Below are 21,677 nucleotides of genomic sequence, written 5' to 3'. Positions count from 1 at the left end.
ATCCACCTGGCAGAAAAACGGCTTTTTATTTTATGTAAGGGGGGAGAAAAGGAGTTGGTGATTTTGTGGCCAGGCTTTTTTTGAGCCATTATTAATACTTCCAAACCGTTTTGTTAAGATAGGAATCAAACGTTGGAAAGCAAAAAAACCCTCTATTATTGCCATTGGATGCTTTTTTTTGCCTTCTAAAACTTTTTTAAGGTGCGGTTAAACCAAGGGTAGAAAGTAGGGTCTAACCCTCATATTTACTTACATCAAGCATATGAGGATTTTTATTTTATTTGCCTGCATTGGTTTATTGGTCAGCAGCCCGCTTCTGGCGAGGCAAGATCGTCAAAATTTGCCCCTCATCAGGGGTAAGATCATTGAGAAGAACAGTGAAGCACCCATGATTGGGGCCAATGTATTGCTAAAAACCCAGCAAGATTCCCTGATCAGCAATACGACCACCGGACAGGATGGAACTTTTAGCATTGCCTATCCAAGGCTGCCGGTGTTTAAACTTGAAATCACTTATGTAGGATTTGAAAAAATAATCCGGGAATTTAGCCGGGGAATGCCACTTGACCTGGGCACCATTGCCATCAGTGAAGACAGCAATTTGCTGGGCGAAGTGTTGATAGAAGGAGAAAATGCAGTGGGTGAAATGAGAGGAGATACGGCTGTGTTTAATGCCAACGCCTTTAAAACCAAGGAAAATGCCATGGCAGAGGACCTTATTGGCAAGCTTCCCGGGATTACCATCGAAAACGGTCAGGTACAGGCGCAGGGAGAGCAGGTGCAAAAGATCCTGGTTGATGGCCGGGAATTCTTTGGAAATGATCCTTCCATCGCCCTGAGAAACCTACCGGCAGATGCCATTTCCAGTGTGGAGGTGCTGGACCAGCGATCCGATCAGTCCCGGCTTACGGGTTTGGATGATGGCAACTATGCCAAGACGATCAATATCATCACCAGGGGAAACTTGCGCAACAGCTATTTCGGCAGGGTATATGGAGGATATGGTACAGACAATACCTACTCGGTAGGTGGCAATATCAATTTTTTCAATGGAGACCGGCGGTTTTCCATCATCGGCATGTCCAATAATGTCAACCAGCAGAATTTTGCCTCCGACGATCTTTTAGGGGTTAGCGGTGGCCTGGGAGGCGGTGGCCGCAGGGGCAGACGCGGAGGTCCCGGTGGTGGTGGCAATAATTTTGGCGTAGCGTCCAACAATGGGATCGTTACCACCAATTCCATTGGAATAAACTATAGCGACAAATGGGGAGAAAAAATCAATTTTACCGGCAGCTATTTCTTCAATTCAACAGACAATACCGTTTTTGACAATACCAACAGGCAGACTGTGATCAATGAGGAGCAGAGCCAGGTATACCAGGAGAGTCAGATCAGCACCATAAACAACAACAATCACCGGATGAATGCCCGGGTAGAATATGACATCAATGAAAAAAATGCACTGATCATCAGTCCCAGTATCAACTTTCAAAACAATAGCCGCTATAGCAATTTGGAGGGCCTGAACCTGAATCAATCCCAGGACTCCCTGAGTGATACCCGTAACCTCACCGAAAATGAAACCCAGGGCTATAACCTTTCCAATAACCTGACCTACCGCTACAAATTTGAAAAGACAGGGCGTACCTTCTCCACCGACCTGTTTACTTCCTGGAACCAAAGAGACCAACTCACCGATCTGATCTCCTCCAATAAGGACTATGTAAGGAATTCCTTCGATACCCTGGTTCAGGAGACCACCGCTTTGTCGGATGGATTCAACTACCGGGCAAACTTTACCTATACCGAACCCATAAGTGAAAAATCAGTGGCTACCCTTTCCTATCAGGTGGGCAACAACAAAAGTGCTGCTGATCAGAAAACTTTTCAGCTGGCCAATGAGCAGGGCATTATGGTGCTGGATACTGCCCTTAGCAATGAATTTGACAATAAATTTCTCACGCAAAGGACAGGCCTGGGTTACCGTTACAACAATGAGGGGTTGAATATCAACCTGAACCTGGATTACCAGTATGCGGTGCTGGACAATGAAAGCGTTTTTCCATTGGAGGGCACTTTTTACCGGGAGTTCAGGAATTTCATGCCTACTGTTACCCTGAACTACCGGAATGAGAAAGGCACCAATTACAGGTTCCGATACCGTACACGGACCGACGAACCCGGCGTGAATCAATTGCAAAATGTGATCAACAACAACAATCCCCTGAACCTCTCCGTAGGTAATCCGGATCTGGGCCAAAGTTATAACCATACCCTGTTTGCCAATCTGTCCAAATTTGATATGGAGACCAACAGGAGCTTTTTTATGTTTTTGTTTGCCAATTTTAACAGCAACTTTATAGGCACCAATACCTTTGTAGCCCCCCAGGATACCCTGATCAACAATGAAGTACTGCTCAGAAGAGGCGGACAGATCACCAGCCCGGTCAACTTAAATGGGCAAATGAGCACCAGGCTTTTTGCCAATTATGGAACCAGTATTCCCAGGTGGAAAACAAAAGTCAATTTCAATCCGGGCATCAGTTATGGCAGGACACCAGGTATTATAAACGGGCAGACCAACATCAATGAAAACATTGATTTCAGGCAAGGAATTACCTTTGCCAGTAATATCAGCAAGGATGTGGATTTCACCCTCTCCACCAATGCCACTTATACCATCGTGAACAGCAGCCTTCAAAGCAACCTTGACCAAAATTATTTCATTCAAAACAGCAACCTGAGGTTTTATTATTCCCCCAATGATGGCAAAACCTTTATCGCCAACAATGTGAACAACATGCTTTACCGGGGCCTTTCTGAGGGTCTGGACCAATCAGTATGGCTTTGGAACATCGAGGCGGGCTACCGGTTTCTGAAAAATAACAAAGGAGAATTGAAGGTATATGTCTTTGACCTGCTCAGGCAAAACAACAGCATTTCCAGGACCGTTTCGGATGTAGCTGTGACCGATGTGTATTCCAATGTGTTGACCCGATATGCCATGGTTTCCTTTACCTATATCATCGGTAATTTCAAAAAGTCTGATCTGCCCGAAGAAGGCGATAGACCTGGAGGATTCCGTGGACCGGGAAGGGGTGGAGCGAGGAGCTGGTAAGAATTGATTTTGGAGGACATTTCATTCAATTAGGTGAATATTTCAATTACCAAATAAAGTTTTTCTATGGATATGTGAGAAGGGGAGACTGGAGAGACTTTAGAGAATGGATAGTCCATCTTCCTCCATCTCATTCAATCGTAAGCATGCAAACGAGTTTGATTGATGGCGATTTAAAAACTCACTCCCAAACCCAAGCCTGCAAAAACCGGCTGAAAAGCCCAATATTCGCGGGTCTTATTAGGCATGGCAAAAAATGGTGTGTACCCCAATCTAAAAAAGAATCCCCCTTCAGGCTTTTGATACCTATAGCCTACCCTAATTGGAAGAATGGCACCCAGATGGCTAGCCCCCTTTGATTGGACTAAATTCCCAGACTCCCAAGACGAATTTACTCCCGCTTGTAAAAAAGGGGTAATTCCCACCCCAAATTCCAGGTGATGTTTCTTCGCCCCAAACAGGGTAGAAACTTCAAGAGGTATCGCTGGATTCCAAATTGTAGGACCTTCTATAGGTTCCACCCACAGGGAAAAACCCACACTTCCAATTACCTTAAAAGCTCTCTTTTGATAAATCAAACTGCCATAATTGAATGCATACTGACCTGCATTTCCTCCAATTTCAAGATAAACTAAATTCCTAGCTGTAAATTTTTCAGCTTCTGTTTGAGCTGTTACCTTAAAGGAAATGGCGAAGGAAAAAACCAAAACAAAAATTAACTTGAGTCGGAAAAAGCGATTGACCTTCAAAAAAAGGTGGAGCATCGAAGAGAATGGGATTAGGTTCATAGCAGAAGTTATTTAAATGCCCTAAAAAAAATATATTTAAAGTTAAAAATAATTACAAACTAAACAATACCTTCTATATAAAAAAGCCTCTTAAAGCTAGAAAGTCCGTGGAGGGCTTATGCAACAATTGCCCGGTATTCGGATTTAAGTATTCAATTTTTTCGTCTGGTCCTTATGTTTCAACAGGGACTTTATTTGTGTGATAGCCATTTGATTTGCATTTTTAATTGTACCGAATTCGGTATAATTAAAATCCGGGTTGTAGAGTGACTCCCATTCCCCAAGGTATTCAATGGTGCTTTTCAGGCTCAACCACTTAATGACGACCACATTCTGCATCCCACTTCTGGCCATGTCCGTCTGGGAAATATAGTCGTCGGCCTCCTGAGATAGGACAGTGATTTCTGCTCCTTCAATCGTTATTTTCTTATTCTTTGCCATAAGTCGCTCACTTTGAAAAACTTTCAGTAATAATAATTTCAGGGTTCAATGATTTTTTTAGTCCCATTTTTGGCATTTCACCATCTTTCCCATGAATGGTTTGAATCGGATAAAGCTTTAATATCTCCACTCCTCTTTCCACAATAATGGCAGGCTTAATTGAGGAAACAGTCAAACTATTCATTCAAAAATAGTAAAAAGGATCGTACTTTTAGTTTCCGATATTGTATTGGTTCCGGATTTATGCGGGTTTACTTTGGTTCGGAATAAGTTTTCTGTCATTTTAAAAGCCTGTTTAAAAACTTAGCTTATGGAAAAAAAATTACATATCAGGTGCTGGATTACCATGGACCAGGAAAAATTTTTTGGTCCGGGCAGGCTGCAACTTCTTGCGTTGATCCAGTCAGAAGGATCACTTTCCAAAGCCGCCCAGCAGATGGGCATGTCCTATAAGAAAGCCTGGGACATGGTCAATGACCTCAACAGCCGGGGAAGCCAGCCCTATGTAATTCTAAAAAAAGGGGGAGAGAAAGGTGGGGGTGCCGAAATTACCCGGCAGGCCCAAATCCTTATTTCCCGGTTCAGGGCATTGGTAGAAAAGATGGAGAGAATGGCAGGTGAAGAAGCAGCCATTTTGGAAATGCTCTAAGCTTTTTTCTGTGGTACTAACCTTACCATTCGAGTACCAAGCTAGGCATCTGCCTTAATTTTTTGAATTTTCATAAACCCGATATATATTTATAAATATATCGGTTTTCCTGTTTTTGTTTCCGCTTCCTATGAAATCTTCTTTGCTTGTCTTTTTTTTGAGTTTATGGATTACGCTACTTGTTCCACCTATATCATCACAGGCCCAAAAGGAAAAACCGGTTTTGGTGGCTGCTGCCTCGGACCTTAAATTTGCCCTGGATTCCATCATAACCGTTTTCTCCGAAACAAACCAGGTGATAATCCGCCCGATTTACGGATCTTCGGGTAAATTGTACGAACAAATTTCCAATCAGGCACCATTCCATATTTTCATGTCCGCAGATGATCAATACCCGAAACTGCTTGCCGGGAAAGGTTTGACAGGTTCAGAAATTTACCTTTATGGCCTGGGCAGGCTGGTTATCTGGAGCAGAAAGATGGATGCAGGTTCCTTAGGTATGGGTATTTTTAAGCAATCGGGAATCAAAAAAGTAGCCATTGCCAATCCGGATCATGCCCCCTATGGCAAGCGAGCCGTAGAAACCTTGAAATATCATGACTTATATGAAAAGCTTTCCAGCCGTCTGGTATTAGGGGAAAATATTTCGCAGGCGGCCCAATTTGTAAGTACCGGGGCGGCAGATGCAGGTATTATTGCTTTATCTTTGGCGATGGCACCAAACATGAAGCGATACCAGACATCCTACTTCCTGATTCCTGAAGAGAGCCATCAACCACTGAATCAGGGAGCTGTGCTTACCAGTTTTGGGGCTGAAAACAAAGCAGCCGCTTCTTTTATGGCCTTTTTGAAAACCGACGCAGCCAGGAATATTTTCCAATGTTTTGGATTTAACCAACCCGAAAACTAATGGATTTTAGCCCCTTTTATTTGACATTTAAATTGGCACTGTTTACCAGCCTGATCCTATTTTTGCTGGGTATTCCCCTGGCCTACTGGCTGGCATACAGCAAATACCGGATCAAATATGCGGTGGAGGCGATTGTGAGCCTACCCCTGGTATTACCACCCACGGTATTGGGCTTTTACCTGCTGCTCGCCTTTAGTCCGGAAAATGCCGTAGGAGCCTTTCTGGATGATTTTTTTGACCTGCGCCTGGTGTTTACCTTTCCCGGACTGGTAGTGGCTTCGGTTATCTACAGCATGCCCTTTATGGTACAGCCGTTGCGTTCCGGCTTTACTTCCATTCCCAAGGCCTGGTTGGATACAGCTCAGACGCTGGGTAAAGGTAGGTGGCTTACCCTTAGCAGGGTATTGCTACCCAATATGAAAAACTCCTTGCTATCTGCTGGCGTGCTTTCTTTTGCCCATACCGTTGGGGAGTTTGGGGTCGTGTTGATGGTGGGCGGGAATATTCCTGAGGAAACTAGGGTAATTTCCGTAGCCATTTACAATGAGGTAGAAGCCATGAACTATGGGCAGGCCAATACATACAGTCTATTGCTGATTGGGTTTTCCTTTATGGTATTGTTGATCACTTACTGGGTCAATCACGATAAAAACAGGGTATTGGGTTATGATTGAACTGGATCTGGAAAAATCGCTTTTTGGACCGGAGGGCAGGATGAAGCTCACCGTGTCCTGTCAAATCAATGAAGGGGAGCTAGTGGGACTTTACGGGCCTTCCGGTGCGGGTAAATCAAGCGTATTGCGGATGATTTCCGGATTGATGAAGCCCGATGCCGGAACCTTGCGTGTTTCCGGTGAATCCTGGTTTGACAGGGAACAGGGGGTAAACCTTAAGCCTCAAAAAAGAAATATGGGCATGGTGTTCCAGGAATATTCCCTTTTTCCCAACATGACGGTCAGGGAAAACCTGGAGTTTGCGCTGGAAAAGGGTCAGGATCCCGGAATAGTTTCAGAAATGCTGGAAAGGGTGGGCCTGGAAAAATTGGAGGCGAAGAAACCCATGGTTTTATCTGGTGGCCAAAAACAAAGGGTGGCACTGGCCAGGGCCATGGTCAGGAAGCCAGGTATCCTTTTATTGGACGAGCCGCTCTCCGCTTTGGATATGAAAATGCGGGGCAGGCTGCAGGAATACATCGTGCAATTTCATAAAGACTATGCCCTCACTACCCTTTTGGTCAGCCATGATGCTTCAGAAATCAGGCGCATGGCGGAAAGAATTCTGGTATTGGAAAATGGGCAATTCAGCTTTGATGGGGAGCCCTCTCAATTTTTTGGCCATTAAGTGCAGGTTGTATAAATGGAGAAGGATTTTGAACCTTTCTGCAAAACCAAGGACACTTTTTTTATTTGTGCAGGCTTTTTACCTTTTCATTTTTAAATTGGAGGGTGGCCGGTTTTCTCAGAAAGGGGTATAGGAATTAGTGGGTAGCAAAGTGGCTTTATTATTTGGGTATTTATAGGAATTATTAAAATTTGATTTAATCAACTTATTCATCAATGTTAACATGCAGGACGTACAAGCTTTATTGGTAAACATGCAGGACAGGGTAGAAAACTGGAAAAACACCGGTGATCAAAGACACGTCTTTTTGGGATGTTACAGCATGATGAGCCACAACATGTATACTGCCCTGACGAAGGAGCAATTTCTCAATGCAGACTGGGTTGGGCGTTTGCTACTCCGGTTTTCCGAATATTATTTTGAAGCCCTGGCGCATTATGAGGAGAATCCCAAGGTTTCTCCTGCCGTCTGGAGGCAGGTACATGACGCCAGTTTGAATCCGGAGATCAACGTCACCCAGCATCTTTTATTGGGTGTAAATGCACACATCAATTATGATTTGCCCCTGGCCTTGTATGATTGTCTGGTGGAAAGTTGGAATCAGCTATCCGAGCCGGATAAGCATTCCCTGAGAACGGACCATGAATTGGTGAACGAAATCATCGCCGATACCATAGATGCCGTACAGGATAGCATCATCAACCCCTCTTCCTGGAGTATGGCTGCCATTGATGTGTTGATGGGTAGACTGGACGAATGGCTTTTATCAAAATTGATCAGTTCCTGGAGAAATGAGGTCTGGGAGGTAAACCTTGAGCTGCTTTCCTGTCCCACCGAAGAACAAAGGAACCGCATTCGCAAGGCCCAGGAAATCCGGGTCTTGAGAAGAGGCGAGCAGTTTATTGCCTATTTGTGAAATTTTATAACGTGTTTGTATTACCGTGATTTCTTGCGGTTGGCAAAGAAGGCCTGTTTTTTTCGTTGCTTTTCCTTGTTGAATTCTTTTTTCTCCTGTGCCGTCATGGGCGACTCCGTTTGGGGAAAGGGATTGTCTCTTACCTCATCAATCTTCTGGCGAATCAATTTCTCAATGTCCCTGAGGTAGGCATTTTCTTCCGGCTCACATAGTGAAATGGCTGTTCCTGATTCCCCTGCCCTTCCCGATCTACCGATCCGGTGCACATAGGTCTCAGGATCCTCCGGGATATCATAATTGATCACATACTGCAACTTGTCGATATCGATGCCTCTTGCAGCAATATCGGTAGCCACCAAGACACGGATGGTACCGTCTTTGAACTGACCCAGGACTTTTTGTCTGTGGTTTTGGGCCTTATTGCCGTGGATGGCGGCAGCACTGATGTTTTCTCCTTTCAGGTTTTTGGTGATCTTATCCGCCCCATGTTTGGTCCTTGAAAAAAGCAGTACCTGGTCCATTTTCCTGTTTTTTAAAATATGCAGCAACAGGTCCTTTTTGGTAGATTTGTTCGTATAATAAACGTTTTGCTGCAAAGTTTCCGCTGCCGAGGAGACCGGGCTGACCTCAATTTTAACTGGATCAGTCAGGATTTTTGAGGATAGCTCCACGATAGTGTCCGGCATGGTGGCAGAGAAGAAGAGGGACTGCCTTTTGACAGGAAGAAGCTTCAGCAGCTTTTTGATGTCATTGATAAACCCCATATCCAACATCCGATCAGCTTCATCCAGAACAAATATTTTGACCTGATCCAGTTTGATATAGCCCTGATTGATCAGGTCCAGTAATCTACCCGGCGTGGCCACCAAAATATCTACCCCTCTGTTGAGTTCATTGACTTGTGAGCCCTGTTTCACGCCACCAAAAATGACCGCATGCCGTAGCTTGGTATGTTTGGCATAGAAATCAATGTTTTCATCTATTTGAATGGCCAGTTCACGGGTAGGCGTCACGATCAGGGATTTGATGGATACCTTGCCTTTTTCCTTTGTGCCGGATTCATGTAAAAGCTGAATGATGGGTAAGGCAAAAGCAGCGGTTTTGCCTGTGCCCGTCTGGGCACTGCCCAAAATATCCCGTTTATTCAAAACTACCGGAATGGCCTTTTGCTGAATGGCCGTTGGCTCCTTGTAATTTTTCTCTTCCAGTGCTTTTAATAAAGGGGGAATTATTTTAAGATCTTCGAATGTCATTATATTCTTAGTTTTGTTGTATTAAGAATATTGCTCTGTTACCGATATCCTTAAAAGATGCAAAGGTAAGTAAAATAAGATTAACAGGAGCATTATTAGACTTTCATGTGAAAAGCTTATTGGAGAAAAATGAGAATTGAAGTATCTTACCATACCCTAACATACCCACCATGAAAAATTTGTCCTTATTGGCAGCTCTATTAATTTTTTCAAATGTGCCCGGTGTAAGTTTTGAATACAGTAATTTAGGTTATGCACTATTGGGTAAAGTCATTGGCAATATAAGTGGTCAACCTTACCAAGCGTACGTTAAGGAAAACATACTGGATCCTTTAGGCATGCACGATACCCAATATGAATATTCAGATATACCAGCCGAACAACTGGCATTGGGATACTTTTGGCAGGATGGAGAATGGGAAGGAGTGCCACTAATGCACGATGGGGCTTATGGGGCAATGGGTGGGATGTGGTCTTCCATTGCCGATTTCAGCAAATATGTAGCCTTTCATTTGTCCGCCTGGCCACCGAGAGATGAGGACGAAGCAGGTCCTGTTCGGAGAAGTTCCATCAGGGAAATGCACCAGCCCTGGCAATTTATTAACTTAAATTCTCAGGACAAATCCTCAACTGGTGAAAGTTGCCCGAATGTCGTCGCTTATGGGTATGGATTAAGCTGGCGAAAGGATTGCAGGGGAATTGTTCGTATTTCACATAGTGGAGGCTTACCGGGTTTTGGCAGTGAATGGCGCATTTATCCAGATTATGGGATTGGGGTTTTTTCCTTCAGCAACAATACTTACGGAGCTCCTTCGGCAGTGAATGCCCGAGCATTGGATACCCTGGTGGCCGCTGGAAACCTTCAACAAAGGGTAATCCCTCCATCAGACATTTTAAGTCAGCGAAAATCCGAGATCTTACAATTGCTTCCGGAATGGAAGGTGGAGGATCCGGGAATTTTTGCCGATAATTTCTTTCAGGATATTCCATATGAGAGGAGAAAAAAGGCTGTAAATCAGGTTTTTGATGAAGCTGGTTCCATACTTTCTGTTGGGGAACTGGATCCCTTGAACCAATTAAGGGGAAGCTTTTTGCTTGAGGGAACGCATAAAGACATTCGTATATTCTTTACCCTGAATCCTCAGAAGGAAGCCTTTATTCAACGAATGGATGTGAGGGTGGTGGAGAAGTAAAGAGCTTTGGCTTTTCATTAAATTAACTTAATAAAGATGAAACCCTATACAAGGATACTTTTTGAAGATTAAATCAAGTTTATACCTATTTCAGATGGGGTGATTTCTGCGAACCTTTTTGATAACTCATTATCAAATGGCATGACCTCAATCCAAATAAAATATCTCCAGGTATTGTAAAAATATTAAGATTCAGAATAATCTTCATTTTTAAAAACTTTCAGTATAGTATGAAGGTTTTTACTGGACACGTTTTGGCGGAATGAATAAAGAAAAACTTTTACTCTGGACATTGGCTGCGGTCAATTTTACGCATATCGTAGATTTTATGATATTGATGCCATTGGGTCCACAACTGATGCGGATTTTTAGCATCAGCCCCCAGGAGTTTGGTCTTCTGGTGTCTTCATATACTTTTAGTGCCGGAGTAAGCAGTTTTGTAGGGGCTTTTATTCTGGATAAATATGATCGGCGAACCATCCTGATGTGGGTGTTCCTGGGTTTTTTGCTGGGAACCATCGCCTGTGCCCTGTCACCCAACTACGCTTTCCTATTAACGGCCCGGATCTTGTCAGGATTATTTGGGGGGCTGACTTCCGCCCTGATTTTTGCCATTGTGGGAGATGCCATTCCGGACAAAAGAAGGGGAAGGGCCATGGGCATGGTGATGGCTGCTTTTTCCGTAGCCTCAGTGGTTGGTGTGCCCTTCGGGCTTTATATTGCCAGTATTTCCAACTGGCATGCACCCTTCCTTTTTCTGGCCATTTTGGCAGTCATTATTCTGATTTTGATTTATAAATTTGTGCCTTCTATTACCAGCCACCTGGTTACCGGCCGCCTGAAACCAAGTCCATTGCAGGTAATTCGCCGCGTTACCGGCAACGCCAACCAAATGAGGGCAATTGGCTTAACGGTCATGATGATGCTGGGTCAGTTTATGATCATTCCTTTTTTGAGCCCTTTTATGGTGTCCAATGTTGGGTTTACGGAGCTTCAACTCACCTTTATTTATATGGCAGGGGGATTTTTCACCGTCTTTACCTCCCCATGGGTGGGCAGAATGACGGATAAATACGGAAAGATCAGGGTGTTCACCATTTTTATGAGCTTGAACGTGATTCCGATAGCCATCATTACCCACCTGGGAGAAACCCCTGTTTACTATGCCTTGATCGTCTCTACGATGTTTTTTGTGACCTCCAATGGCCGCATGGTGCCGGCAGCAGCTTTGATTACCGGTACCGCAAAACCAGAGAACAGGGGAAGCTTTCTGAGTTTCAATTCAGCAGTACAGCAATTGAGTGCCGGGTTGGCCTCTTTTGTTGGGGGCATGGTACTCGTAGAAGGGGCAGATGGCAAACTCTACAATTTTGAAATGATCGGATATGCGGCCATCGTTCTTAGCTTGTTGTGTATTCCACTAATCCGCAGGATCCGGGTGGTAGACACAGGAGCAATTGTGGAAGATTTGGAAGTGCCAGTCCCTGCCGAATAGCCAATTGAATACAGGCTCTGGCCAATTAGCCGGAGGGTCATGAAGAAAAGGCTTCATGAAAATTGGGAATGGACCTCCGGAGATGGGAGTCGGGGAAATTCGATTTTGGAAGAAGTGTAATTATTCTCCAATCCATCGGTAGTTTTTCTTTGATATATGCCCTGTCCAATTATCAACTTACTCCGATAGGGAAATTGGTGGCCATGGCTTCACTGGCCAGGGCAAGTGAAGCCATGGACTTTAACATGGAGAGGCTCAATCTTAAAGCAAATACGGTATCCTGCATCAAGCATGAATTTCAAAAATATGCCGAAGAGCACTTGGACAGTAAACAGCTGCCGGTTTTGGTGGATAAACTTTTGGTCCCGGGACTGATGACTCATGACAAGGAGGACCTACAAACCCCTAATCAAAATGTATCGGAGCTCTGGAGACACTGGAAAGGGGCTGCTTTGCATAACACCCAAGATCTGGGGCATAATTTGCGCTCCAGGGGAGTGGTGCCATTGGTGGTTGATTTTGTAAAAGAAAAAACTCTCCAACTGGCCAAACATTAAATGCATTTTTATTAAATTGAAAAAATTAATTGTCTTCCCCATGTTACATACCATTCTTGGATCCACAGGCAATATAGGAACCCAACTGGCGAGAGACTTGAGAAAGTATACCGGTGCCATACGCCTGGTCAGTAGAAACCCAACATCTATACATGGGGATGAAGCCTTAATGGAGGCTGATTTACTGGTACCTGCTCAAGTCGAGGCTGTCGTGAAAGGTTCGGATACGGTTTACCTGGTGGCAGGAATTACTTACAAATCACGCTTATGGCAGGAGCAATGGCCGGTAATCATGCAAAATACGATCAATGCCTGCCAAAAATTCGAGGCAAAATTGGTGTTTTTTGACAACATATATTGCTATGACCCCAATTACATAGGGCACCTTACGGAAGATACACCCGTAAATCCCAAAAGTAAAAAAGGTAAGGTGCGGGCGGACATTGCTCAAATGATTCTGAATGAAGTAGCGGCCGGAACACTCCAGGCGATGATTGTGCGTGCAGCAGATTTTTATGGTCCGGACGCCCGCCTCAGTTTTCTCCATGAGTCGGTGGTCAAACGAATGAAAGCCGGAAAAACGGCCCAGTGGCTCTATGACAAGGATAAAAAACATTCCTTTACCTTTATTCCGGATGCGGCTTTTGCCACTGCTTTTCTGGCCCAACAGCAGGATGCCTGGAACCAGGTGTGGCACCTTCCCACCTCTGACCGGTATCCTTCTGCTCAGGAATGTGTGAACATTTTATCCAAAGAACTGGACATGCCTCCCAAAGTACAGGTTTTGCCGGGCTTTATGGTAAGCATTTTGGCCCTTTTCATTCCCCTGCTGAAAGAAATCAAAGAGCTCCGCTATCAGTTGGATCAAGATTATCGTTTTGATTCCGGGAAAATCGAAAAGGCCTATGGTTTAAAGGCAACGGATTTGGAGGAGGGTTTAAAGCGTTGTGTTTGAGTTATCCGATTTCAAAAACATAGCTTTTCATCGTTTTGATTTTGGCATCTTTAGAGCTGTTAAAGGTATAAATATCACAAAAGGAGTAATTTTTCCCCTCCGGAGTAATCATGGAGCCCTCTACTACGGCTTCCTTTCCATGTGTGACAATATGCCGGATTTCTAATTTCATAGGTTGGGGTGAAGCCATTTCCTGAAGGCTTTTGGCAAATTGTTCCTTTCCTCTGATGATTTTGTCCCCCACAATGCTCCATTCAATTTTGTCTGAAACCGCATCCAGTATAAATTCCACTTCACTATTTGCAAAGGCCTGGTTTAATTTTTTGAGGAAAGCTTTTTGTTTCGTTTCCATGGTCAATATTTTTTTGATGAAATAATCGATCCTGTTTATATCACTATTCAGGATGGTTAAACCGAACCGGTTAGGATTCAAGGGCCTTTTCCAAAACCCCAATATCCAGTTTTTTCATGGGCATAAAGGCAGCAGTCAGTTTCCGGGCCTTTTCAGGATCTTTCATGCCTTCTGTTAGCATTCTCGGCACTACCTGCCAGGATATGCCAAACTGGTCATAGAGCCATCCGCATTGTACGGCATTACCTTCTCCCTGAGTCAATTTATCCCAGTAGTAATCAATTTCCTCCTGCTTGTCACAGGTAATGATAAAGGAAACCGCAGGGCTGATGTCAAACCGGTGAGCAAGGGAACTCTCCATCATCATAAAGGTATTGCCTTGCAGGTAAAACTGTGCGTGTTTGACTTTCCCCGTTTCATCTGGATCCTGCTCCGTATACCGGGATATTCCTTCCAGGGAGGAGGGTTTGAAAATACCCAGGTAAAAATCTATGGCATCCCCTACTTTCCCAAATTTTGAACCGACAAACATCAGGGAGGGGACGAATTTTTGTTTCACATCAGAAAGCTTTCCCAGAGAAATCTGCCAGGAAACACCATACCGATCATTCAACCAGCCGTATTTTTCACTCCATGGGTATTGGTCATAGGGCATCAGAACATTGCCCCCTTCTGCCAAAGCTTTCCATACCTTATCGGCTTCCTCCAGGGTCTCGCAAGTGACGTAAAAGGAAATGCCCGGACTGTGACGATACATGGGACCCCCATTGAGGGCAAGAAATTCCTGTCCATGCAAGGAAAAGCTGACCGCCATGGCACTTCCTGGAGGGTTTTTATGGTGTTCAGCGCCTTCTTCCTTATACCTGGATACGTGATGAATGGTGCCATTTCCAAATATTTCTGAATAAAAGCTTACCGCTTCTTCTGCTTCCTGATCGAACCACAAGCAGGGTACGATGGGTTTTTTCTGTTGGGTCATGTTAGGTTCGTTTAGGTGGATGGGGTTTTGCTGTTTATGGCTTTTTTTCATGGTCCAGCATCCATATCTTTCCAAACTTATCTTGAACTACGCCGAAGATAGAACCCCAAAAAGAGTCTTTTAAATCATCTATGAATTTTCCCTGTTGACTGAGAAGGACGTATACTTTCCGAATTTCGGACTCCGTATCAAAACTAATGGCAAGGGATATTTCACTTCCTGATTTAAAGCCATCCGGTGGTGTCATATCCGTGGCCATAAAGAGGAAATTGTCTCCTGTCAGGCTGGAATGCAGGATTTGTCCTTCCTTACCGCTTGGGCATTCCATGGGGGATTCCTCAAAGGTCTGGAATTGGAGTTCTCCCCCGAAACAGGTTTGATAGAAAGCCATGGCTTCCCGGCAATTTCCATCAAATCCAAGGTATGGGTTTATCGTTTTCATTGGTTTTAAATTTTATTGTGGGGAATTGGTTTGCTTTTCTTCTTCATGTACATGCTGTGGATCCATCCAGAAAAATTCCCATATGTGACCATCCAGGTCATTGATGGATGTGCTGTACATGAAACCATAATCTGAAACCGGTTTTTCAGGTTTACCGCCGGCCTTAAGAGCTTTTTCGGTCACTTGATCCACTTTTTCCTTACTTTCCAATGCGAGGGCATTCAATACCTGTACCTGAGACCTGGTATCCGCAATCGATTTGGAGGTGAAGGTAGAAAACTTATCATGGGTCAAAAGCATGACCATAATGGTTTCGGAGTAAACCATGCAAGCCGCAGTTTCATCCGTAAATTGAGCGTTATTGGTAAAACCTATCGCGGCATAAAATTCCATTGCCGCCGGAAGATTTTTTACTGGCAAGTTCACAAAAATCATGGGTTTCATAATGATAGGATTATGGTGAGGTCTTCTAATTTCAGCATTGATTACTACAAACATAATGCAAATTAACTGATGATCCGCTGTGCAAATCCGACAAAGTAACGGGTTGAATACGACAGGATTATACCGTATCTTTAGGCCATGAAAAATGTGCATATCCTTGTCCCGGAAACGGCTGTACCTGCTGCCATAGTAGATCCCCAGTACATGTTTACAGCGATCAACGGCTTTTTGATTGCTGCAGGGCAGGAGGCCTTTTTTAAAGTTCATCTGGTAGGAGTTGAACCAGAAATAAGGCTCAACAATGGCCTGATGGTCATCCGGCCAGATCGTTTGATGCAGGAGGTGGAGCAATCGGATTTGATTATCATTCCGGCCATCAGTGGAGATATCAAACAGGCCATAGAAAAGAACAAGGGCATGATCCACTGGATCACCGAACAATACCAAAGGGGAGCGGAAGTGGCCAGTTTGTGTATAGGTGCTTTTATTCTGGCGGCTACCGGACTTCTGAAGGGAAAGACCTGTTCCACGCATTGGATGCACGCCCAAACCTTCAGGACGATGTTTCCGGAAGTGAAGTTGGTAGATGACCGGGTGATCAGTGAACAGAATGGACTTTATTCCAGCGGCGGAGCCAACGCTTACTGGAGCCTGCTGCTCTACCTGGTAGAAAAATATTCCAGCAGGGAAATGGCCGTATTGGCTTCCAAGTATTTTTTATTGGACATAGAAAAAAACAGTCAACTGCCTTTCAGTATTTTTAAAGGCCAAAAAGCTCACGAGGACAAAGTAATCCTGGCAGCACAGGAATACCTGGAAAAACACTATGACCAAAAAATTACGGTTGAGGAATTAGCAGAAAGGTTTGGTCTGGGCAGAAGGACCCTGGAAAGAAGGTTTAAGCAATCAACTACCAATACCATCGTGGAATACATGCAACGCATCAAAATAGAAGCAGCTAAAAAGCAATTGGAAACAGGCCGGAAAACAGTGAGTGAAATCATGTTTGATGTGGGCTACAATGACCCAAAAGCTTTTCGGGAGGTCTTTAAAAAGTATACGGACATGTCTCCCCTGGATTATAAGGTGAAGTTTGCTGGATAGTCCCAAAACAATGAATTTGTAATGAACGAAAAACCCCCACAGCTTTCCACTGTGGAGGAAGTGTTTGGAGTCGTACAGATTGGAGGGTATGGCATTTCCGGCGGGATTTCTCCCCCTGATCAAATGATACCGACCCAGCCTACTCTCCCCATTTCTGCAAACTCTCCATTAACCGATTTTAATCAGGCGCAGCTCAATACCTGTAGATCCCGGCCAGCCCAGTATCGGTAGGCATATATTCTGGGGGCATGACCACTACCTTTCCACCCATTTTCATCACCAATTCACCCATATCATCCAGGAGGTCATCTACCCTGGGATTGTCCATGTCTTTTTTCTGCGTATTGCCGGTAACTAAATTGGTGATTCGCGCCGCAATGATCCGGTCAGCTTCTACAAGTAAAGTTCCAATTCTTCCTTCTACGGCGGCCACTGCCAGTTCCTTGTAATTGTCAGTTCCTTTTCCGGATGCCTTGGCCTGACAAAATTGACCTGCCTGGTTTTCCAGGTTTTTTAGGTAGGCCGGTTCCATTACCTTCCAGGCCATTTCAGCCAGTTTTTCCTTACCTATTGAGGATGGATTAACCTGGATGCCGTCTGATAATAATGCCCCATTTTTATTCACTTTTTGAAAGAGATGGTGGTGTTCGGGCAATGCTGCCAATATCAATGGAAGGCCTGAGGGTTTGGAATAATGTTCCTCTACCAATTTAGCCACGACACGGAAAAACCGTTCTGCATCCAGGTCTACCTGGTCTTTCTTTCCCCCATGTCCATGGTGCATGGCATTGCTTTCTCCCCCAGCTCCACCATAAGCGGCTACGGTAAGGTGCTCATCTGTTAATTCTTCACCCAGGGCATCTTCTATGGTTTTTGGAATGTCGGTGGATAGTTCTATTTCATCCAAAGAATGCCTGTTTCCCTCAAACAAAGCGAATTCATGCCTGCTTAAACCCAACAGGTGATATCGGTCTGTGGATTGCAAATATTTACGAAGAGGTTTGGTGTGGAAGCTATCTGCCGCAATGGCCAATTCATCCACAGTTACAGGTAATTTTACCAGCTCCAGCAGTCCTTTGGCGGAGAATACAGCCAAGCCATCCAAACTATGGTTCCAAAAGTCAAGGTTTTCGGCTATTTCCTCCAGGGGAGCCAGAAAGGATTTGGTTTCATCTGAACTGTATTTCTGCAGCAGGGATTGCTCCATTTCTTTCAATAAGTTTTTAAATCGAATGGGGTCTTGTCGGTTATCCGGGTGGTTTCGGTAGGTAGGCATGTAAAGCGAAAGGCAGGATGCCTGCTCTATGGACAATAGGTCCTGAATTAGTTTTTCGGTTATCAATTGCATGGAGTAAAATTTAAAATGGTATGAAACAGCTACATTTAAACAAATTGGGCACAATAGTTATGCCATGTTAGTTATCCAGGATTGATCATTATTTAAAGTGTCAAATTTGAAATAAAAACACATAATATTGTAATATATAGACTCAATATATATTTATCTTTGTGATGATACTAAATTATATAAATATCATACTTCCTAGAAAAATGAAAAAGCCCTATCGTACACAAATATTTTCCGGAGCGTTAATGATCCTGCTTACCCTGTTTGCAGGCATCAGTCTTGCGCTGGCACAGTCTAATAATCCAGGTCCAAAGATTGGCATTAAGGGGGGGCTGAATTTGTCCCAGTTGTACCTGGATCAGCCTAACGTAGAAAGTGAAAGCATGAAAATGGGCATTCACTTTGGTTTATTCAGTAAAATTCCCATCAACAGTTTTCTGGCGGTTCAACCTGAGGTGCTGTACTCCAATACGGGTTCAAAAGTATCCTATGGTGGATCAGATTTTGAAAATGTGTTTGGAATCCAGGAAGGCGAAATCCGGTTTAACCTGAATTACATACAGGTACCTGTAGCATTAGCGGTAAATTTAGGGCCTTTGAACGTTCATGCAGGCCCCTACTTATCCTATTTGTTATCAGCAAATGTGAAAGACTGGAAAACTTCAGAGACAAGCCCTACTCCGGTCAGGGAACTGGAGACCGATGACTTCAACAAAATTGATTATGGATTGGTAGTAGGCGTAGGCTTTGATATCAATGCCGTTAATGTAGGTGCCCGCTACAATTATGGCTTGAGAAATATCGGTAAAGACGGCCTTGCCGGAAACCTGACAGACAATTCAAAAAATGCAGTTGTCCAGGTTTATTTAGGCTTCGGTTTTTAATTTAAGATCAATTATCTGCATAGACCTTGCTTTCTGACGGAGGCAGGGTTTTTTTGGGTCTACTTTTTTGCTTTCCTACAGTCGTATTGTACTTTCCAGGGATCTGTTCAGCCGATGGAAAACCTATTCGGTTGGTGATTTAGGTAAAGTAAAATGAAACTGGCTTCCTTCCCCTGGCTGGGAGGTTACCCATATGGCCCCACCGTATTGGTTCACGATTTTTTTACAGGTAGCCAGGCCCAAACCTGTTCCTTCATAGGACTTTTTGCTATGCAGTCTTTTGAAGGGATGAAACAATATTTGCAGGTGTTCCGGTGCAATACCGATGCCATTGTCTTCCACAGTGAAATGATAAAACCTGGCATCCTGCCGGAATTTTATTTGCACCTCCGGAATTCTATCCTCTGGAACAAACTTCAGGGCATTGTTGATTAAATTTAAAAACAGGCGGTAGATATCATTCACATGGCCATGGATCAGTACATCCTGATCAGGAAGCTTAACATTGGCACCCGCTTGTTCTATGCGCTTTTGCAGGTCATTGACAACATTTTGCAAGATTGCTGCTGATTGAAAAGATTTCATTTTCTTTGTTCCCATTCCGGCCCGGGAATAGTCCAGGATATCTTCGATCATCCGCTGCATCCGGATAGAGCCATCCATGGCAAAATGGATGTATTGTTGGGCTTTGTTATCCAGCAGATGGCCATATTTTCTTTTGAGTAGTGAGGTAAAGGCAGAAACCATCCGGAGCGGTTCCTGCAAGTCATGAGCGGTGATGGAAGCAAACTGTTCCAGTTCCCGGTTACTTTTTTCCAAAAGTTGATTCAAATCCTGAAGTTTTTGTTCTGCTTTTTTGGCTGCAGTAATGTCTATGATGATCGCCACAAATGCGGGTTGTCCTTCATACTTCATTTTCTGCAGGTGCACTTCAACCGGGTAGCGGGTACCGTTTTTGCGTTCGTGTACCGTTACAAAAGTCAACTTTTCCTTTTCTTCCGTAAGCAGGGGGGCCAGGAATGACCGGAACCGTTGCTCATCAAATTCCGGCTTGATAAGATAGGGCGTCAGCTTTTTAAGTTCTGCCAGGCTATAGCCCATATTCAGGAGGGCTCCCCTGTTGGCATAACAGAAATACAGGTTTCTAGAATCAAAAATATATATTTCATTCAGGCTGTTTTCCATAATACTGGCCATTTGCGATTTGACCGATAGGGATTTCAACTCTTCCGTGCGGTCGTTTAAGATGGCCAGTAGGCAATTTTTATCGTCAAATACCAATTGATGGACCATAAGGTCTCCCTGAATCAGTTCACCATTCTTTTTCTTTTGTACAATGTTGTCTAATTTGACCTCCTTGTTTGATCCTGTGAGCTGCTGAATGGAATCATAAAAAAAGCCTATGGCTTCTTCCTGCATCAGGACACCCAACTTGTTACCGATCATTTCTTCTTTTTGGTATCCGAATTTGTCCAAGGCAGACCGGTTGATTTCCAAAATCTCCAGGCTGTCCAGCTCCAGTAATAATTTGGGCAAGGGGCTATGGTCAAAAAGCTTTCGGTAGTTGGCCTCCGATTCCCGCAATTTGATTTCCGCCTTTTTTCTTTCGGTAATGGTTTTGGCAAAAAAAGCTGCCCCTGTGATTTTTCCATCTTGTATGATGGGGTGTCCGCTCAATTCTATCCAAACCAATAAACCACTTTTCATTTTTTCCGGTCGGCAGTATTCTTCCACAAAGGACTCACCGGAAAGGGCCCGCTCGAAAAAATTCTTAAATTTTCGGTGCATATCCGCAGGAATTTTTTCGGGATAAAGCGCCATCATTCCCGGCCGCAACGTCTCCCCGATCAGGTCCTTCATTTTAAGTGAAAAAGCTTCATTGAAGGTAATAAAGCGGTAATTTTTATCAATGCTCCAGATATCATCGCTGGTGGTATTGATCAAGGCTTCATTGTTGAGTCGTTCCTGAGACCGCTGTAGTTCCATTTCCCTTTGGAGGCGATAGCTCTGCTGGATGACCTTTTGCTTCTTCCTTCCCTCCAGTAAAGAAATGATCTGTTTGGCCAATAGCTTCAGGGAGCGCAATTGCCCCTTCTGGAGATGGGCTGGATTTTGGTCCAATACACAGAGAGCTCCCAAAAGGAAGCCATTTGGCGAAAAGAGCGGGAAGGCTGCAAAAAAGCGGAAGCTTGTTTCTGGTAGCGATTTGTTTTTGGTATCGGCCTGTATATCCGGAATATTCACAGGGGTACCGTGTTTTTTCAGGGACAAAAGGGAAGGAAGGTGTAGCCCGGGTATTTCCTCCCGACTTAATCCAAAGGCAGATTTAACGAAAACCCTATTATCTCCGAAAAATGTTACGAAGGAAACTTTTGCTCCACTGACCTGTACGGCCAATTCTGTAATGGTATCCCATTCCTGCTCCGGAAGTGTATCCAGGATGTCATAGGATTGTACCACTTCCAATCTTTTTCCCTCATCGATGTTACCTAAAGCTGCTTCGTTCAT

General features: G+C 44.1%; 22 protein-coding genes. 12 read left to right on the top strand and 10 right to left on the bottom strand.

Annotated elements, in window-relative coordinates:
• The first annotated feature begins 262 nt into the window (after positions 1 to 262).
• A complete protein-coding gene (locus tag GL182_RS15225; RefSeq protein ID WP_163380633.1) occupies positions 263 to 3,118 on the top strand; it encodes an outer membrane beta-barrel protein in 2,856 nt (951 codons plus the stop codon).
• 173 nt (positions 3,119 to 3,291) lie between these two features.
• On the opposite strand, the gene GL182_RS15220 is transcribed toward GL182_RS15225, so the two are convergent.
• The 3 genes from GL182_RS15220 to GL182_RS15210 form a co-directional block, all read right to left on the bottom strand.
• Positions 3,292 to 3,906: a hypothetical protein gene (locus tag GL182_RS15220; RefSeq protein WP_163380632.1), complete on the bottom strand. Its 615-nt coding sequence runs from the start codon at positions 3,904 to 3,906 to the stop codon at positions 3,292 to 3,294.
• A gap of 144 nt (positions 3,907 to 4,050) precedes the next feature.
• On the bottom strand, positions 4,051 to 4,347 hold the full coding sequence (locus tag GL182_RS15215; RefSeq protein ID WP_163380631.1) for a KilA-N domain-containing protein: 297 nt from the start codon (positions 4,345 to 4,347) through the stop codon (positions 4,051 to 4,053).
• Between the two features lie 7 nt (positions 4,348 to 4,354).
• Positions 4,355 to 4,531, bottom strand: coding sequence for a hypothetical protein (locus GL182_RS15210; protein ID WP_163380630.1), 177 nt, complete (start codon positions 4,529 to 4,531; stop codon positions 4,355 to 4,357).
• A 126-nt stretch (positions 4,532 to 4,657) separates the two neighbouring features.
• Here GL182_RS15210 and GL182_RS15205 point away from each other — a divergent pair, with 126 nt between their 5' ends.
• From GL182_RS15205 to GL182_RS15185, 5 genes are all read left to right on the top strand, one after another.
• On the top strand, positions 4,658 to 4,996 hold the full coding sequence (locus GL182_RS15205) for a winged helix-turn-helix domain-containing protein (protein ID WP_163380629.1): 339 nt from the start codon (positions 4,658 to 4,660) through the stop codon (positions 4,994 to 4,996).
• A 130-nt stretch (positions 4,997 to 5,126) separates the two neighbouring features.
• Entirely contained in the window at positions 5,127 to 5,906 is a 780-nt protein-coding gene (gene modA, locus GL182_RS15200; RefSeq protein ID WP_163380628.1) for a molybdate ABC transporter substrate-binding protein, read from the top strand.
• Entirely contained in the window at positions 5,906 to 6,580 is a 675-nt protein-coding gene (gene modB, locus GL182_RS15195; protein WP_163380627.1) for a molybdate ABC transporter permease subunit, read from the top strand. Before modA ends, modB begins: the two co-directional genes overlap by 1 nt.
• Positions 6,573 to 7,247, top strand: a complete 675-nt coding sequence (locus tag GL182_RS15190) for an ABC transporter ATP-binding protein (protein WP_163380626.1) — start codon at positions 6,573 to 6,575, stop codon at positions 7,245 to 7,247. The genes modB and GL182_RS15190 overlap by 8 nt, the downstream gene beginning before the upstream one ends.
• Positions 7,248 to 7,470: 223 nt before the next feature.
• Complete coding sequence (locus GL182_RS15185; RefSeq protein ID WP_163380625.1) at positions 7,471 to 8,163, top strand: DUF5995 family protein; 693 nt, start codon at positions 7,471 to 7,473, stop codon at positions 8,161 to 8,163.
• 20 nt (positions 8,164 to 8,183) lie between these two features.
• Here GL182_RS15185 and GL182_RS15180 read toward each other — a convergent pair whose 3' ends face one another.
• A complete protein-coding gene (locus GL182_RS15180) occupies positions 8,184 to 9,416 on the bottom strand; it encodes a DEAD/DEAH box helicase (protein ID WP_163380624.1) in 1,233 nt (410 codons plus the stop codon).
• Positions 9,417 to 9,586: 170 nt separating this feature from the next.
• On the opposite strand from GL182_RS15180, the gene GL182_RS15175 reads away from it, so the two are divergent.
• The 4 genes from GL182_RS15175 (at position 9,587) to GL182_RS15160 (ending at position 13,616) form a co-directional block, all read left to right on the top strand.
• Positions 9,587 to 10,609: a serine hydrolase domain-containing protein gene (locus GL182_RS15175; RefSeq protein ID WP_163380623.1), complete on the top strand. Its 1,023-nt coding sequence runs from the start codon at positions 9,587 to 9,589 to the stop codon at positions 10,607 to 10,609.
• 262 nt (positions 10,610 to 10,871) lie between these two features.
• Positions 10,872 to 12,104 carry an MFS transporter gene (locus tag GL182_RS15170; protein WP_163380622.1) on the top strand — a complete coding sequence of 411 codons (1,233 nt, stop codon included), beginning with the start codon at positions 10,872 to 10,874 and terminating at the stop codon, positions 12,102 to 12,104.
• A 68-nt stretch (positions 12,105 to 12,172) separates the two neighbouring features.
• On the top strand, positions 12,173 to 12,661 hold the full coding sequence (locus tag GL182_RS15165) for a hypothetical protein (RefSeq protein ID WP_163380621.1): 489 nt from the start codon (positions 12,173 to 12,175) through the stop codon (positions 12,659 to 12,661).
• A gap of 40 nt (positions 12,662 to 12,701) precedes the next feature.
• Positions 12,702 to 13,616, top strand: coding sequence for an NAD-dependent epimerase/dehydratase family protein (locus GL182_RS15160; protein ID WP_163380620.1), 915 nt, complete (start codon positions 12,702 to 12,704; stop codon positions 13,614 to 13,616).
• A 1-nt stretch (position 13,617) separates the two neighbouring features.
• Here the strand turns inward: GL182_RS15160 and GL182_RS15155 are convergent, their stop codons facing one another.
• The 4 genes from GL182_RS15155 to GL182_RS15140 form a co-directional block, all read right to left on the bottom strand.
• Positions 13,618 to 13,968, bottom strand: a complete 351-nt coding sequence (locus GL182_RS15155) for a nuclear transport factor 2 family protein (protein ID WP_163380619.1) — start codon at positions 13,966 to 13,968, stop codon at positions 13,618 to 13,620.
• 70 nt (positions 13,969 to 14,038) lie between these two features.
• Complete coding sequence (locus GL182_RS15150) at positions 14,039 to 14,947, bottom strand: VOC family protein (protein ID WP_163380618.1); 909 nt, start codon at positions 14,945 to 14,947, stop codon at positions 14,039 to 14,041.
• Positions 14,948 to 14,981: 34 nt separating this feature from the next.
• Positions 14,982 to 15,389, bottom strand: a complete 408-nt coding sequence (locus GL182_RS15145; protein ID WP_163380617.1) for a VOC family protein — start codon at positions 15,387 to 15,389, stop codon at positions 14,982 to 14,984.
• 12 nt (positions 15,390 to 15,401) lie between these two features.
• Entirely contained in the window at positions 15,402 to 15,833 is a 432-nt protein-coding gene (locus tag GL182_RS15140; protein ID WP_163380616.1) for a VOC family protein, read from the bottom strand.
• A 138-nt stretch (positions 15,834 to 15,971) separates the two neighbouring features.
• Here GL182_RS15140 and GL182_RS15135 point away from each other — a divergent pair, with 138 nt between their 5' ends.
• Positions 15,972 to 16,937: a GlxA family transcriptional regulator gene (locus GL182_RS15135; protein ID WP_163380615.1), complete on the top strand. Its 966-nt coding sequence runs from the start codon at positions 15,972 to 15,974 to the stop codon at positions 16,935 to 16,937.
• 193 nt (positions 16,938 to 17,130) lie between these two features.
• Here GL182_RS15135 and GL182_RS15130 read toward each other — a convergent pair whose 3' ends face one another.
• Entirely contained in the window at positions 17,131 to 18,285 is a 1,155-nt protein-coding gene (locus tag GL182_RS15130; protein ID WP_163380614.1) for a hypothetical protein, read from the bottom strand.
• A gap of 203 nt (positions 18,286 to 18,488) precedes the next feature.
• Here GL182_RS15130 and GL182_RS15125 point away from each other — a divergent pair, with 203 nt between their 5' ends.
• Positions 18,489 to 19,169, top strand: coding sequence for a porin family protein (locus GL182_RS15125; protein WP_163380613.1), 681 nt, complete (start codon positions 18,489 to 18,491; stop codon positions 19,167 to 19,169).
• A gap of 123 nt (positions 19,170 to 19,292) precedes the next feature.
• Here GL182_RS15125 and GL182_RS15120 read toward each other — a convergent pair whose 3' ends face one another.
• Positions 19,293 to 21,677 (bottom strand): PAS domain S-box protein, encoded by a 2,385-nt coding sequence (locus GL182_RS15120; RefSeq protein ID WP_163380612.1) that lies wholly within the window; start codon positions 21,675 to 21,677, stop codon positions 19,293 to 19,295.

Origin of the sequence: Cyclobacterium sp. SYSU L10401, assembly GCF_010993705.1 — a bacterium.
GTDB lineage: Bacteria > Bacteroidota > Bacteroidia > Cytophagales > Cyclobacteriaceae > Cyclobacterium.
This window is presented reverse-complemented; position numbering and strand designations above follow the sequence as displayed.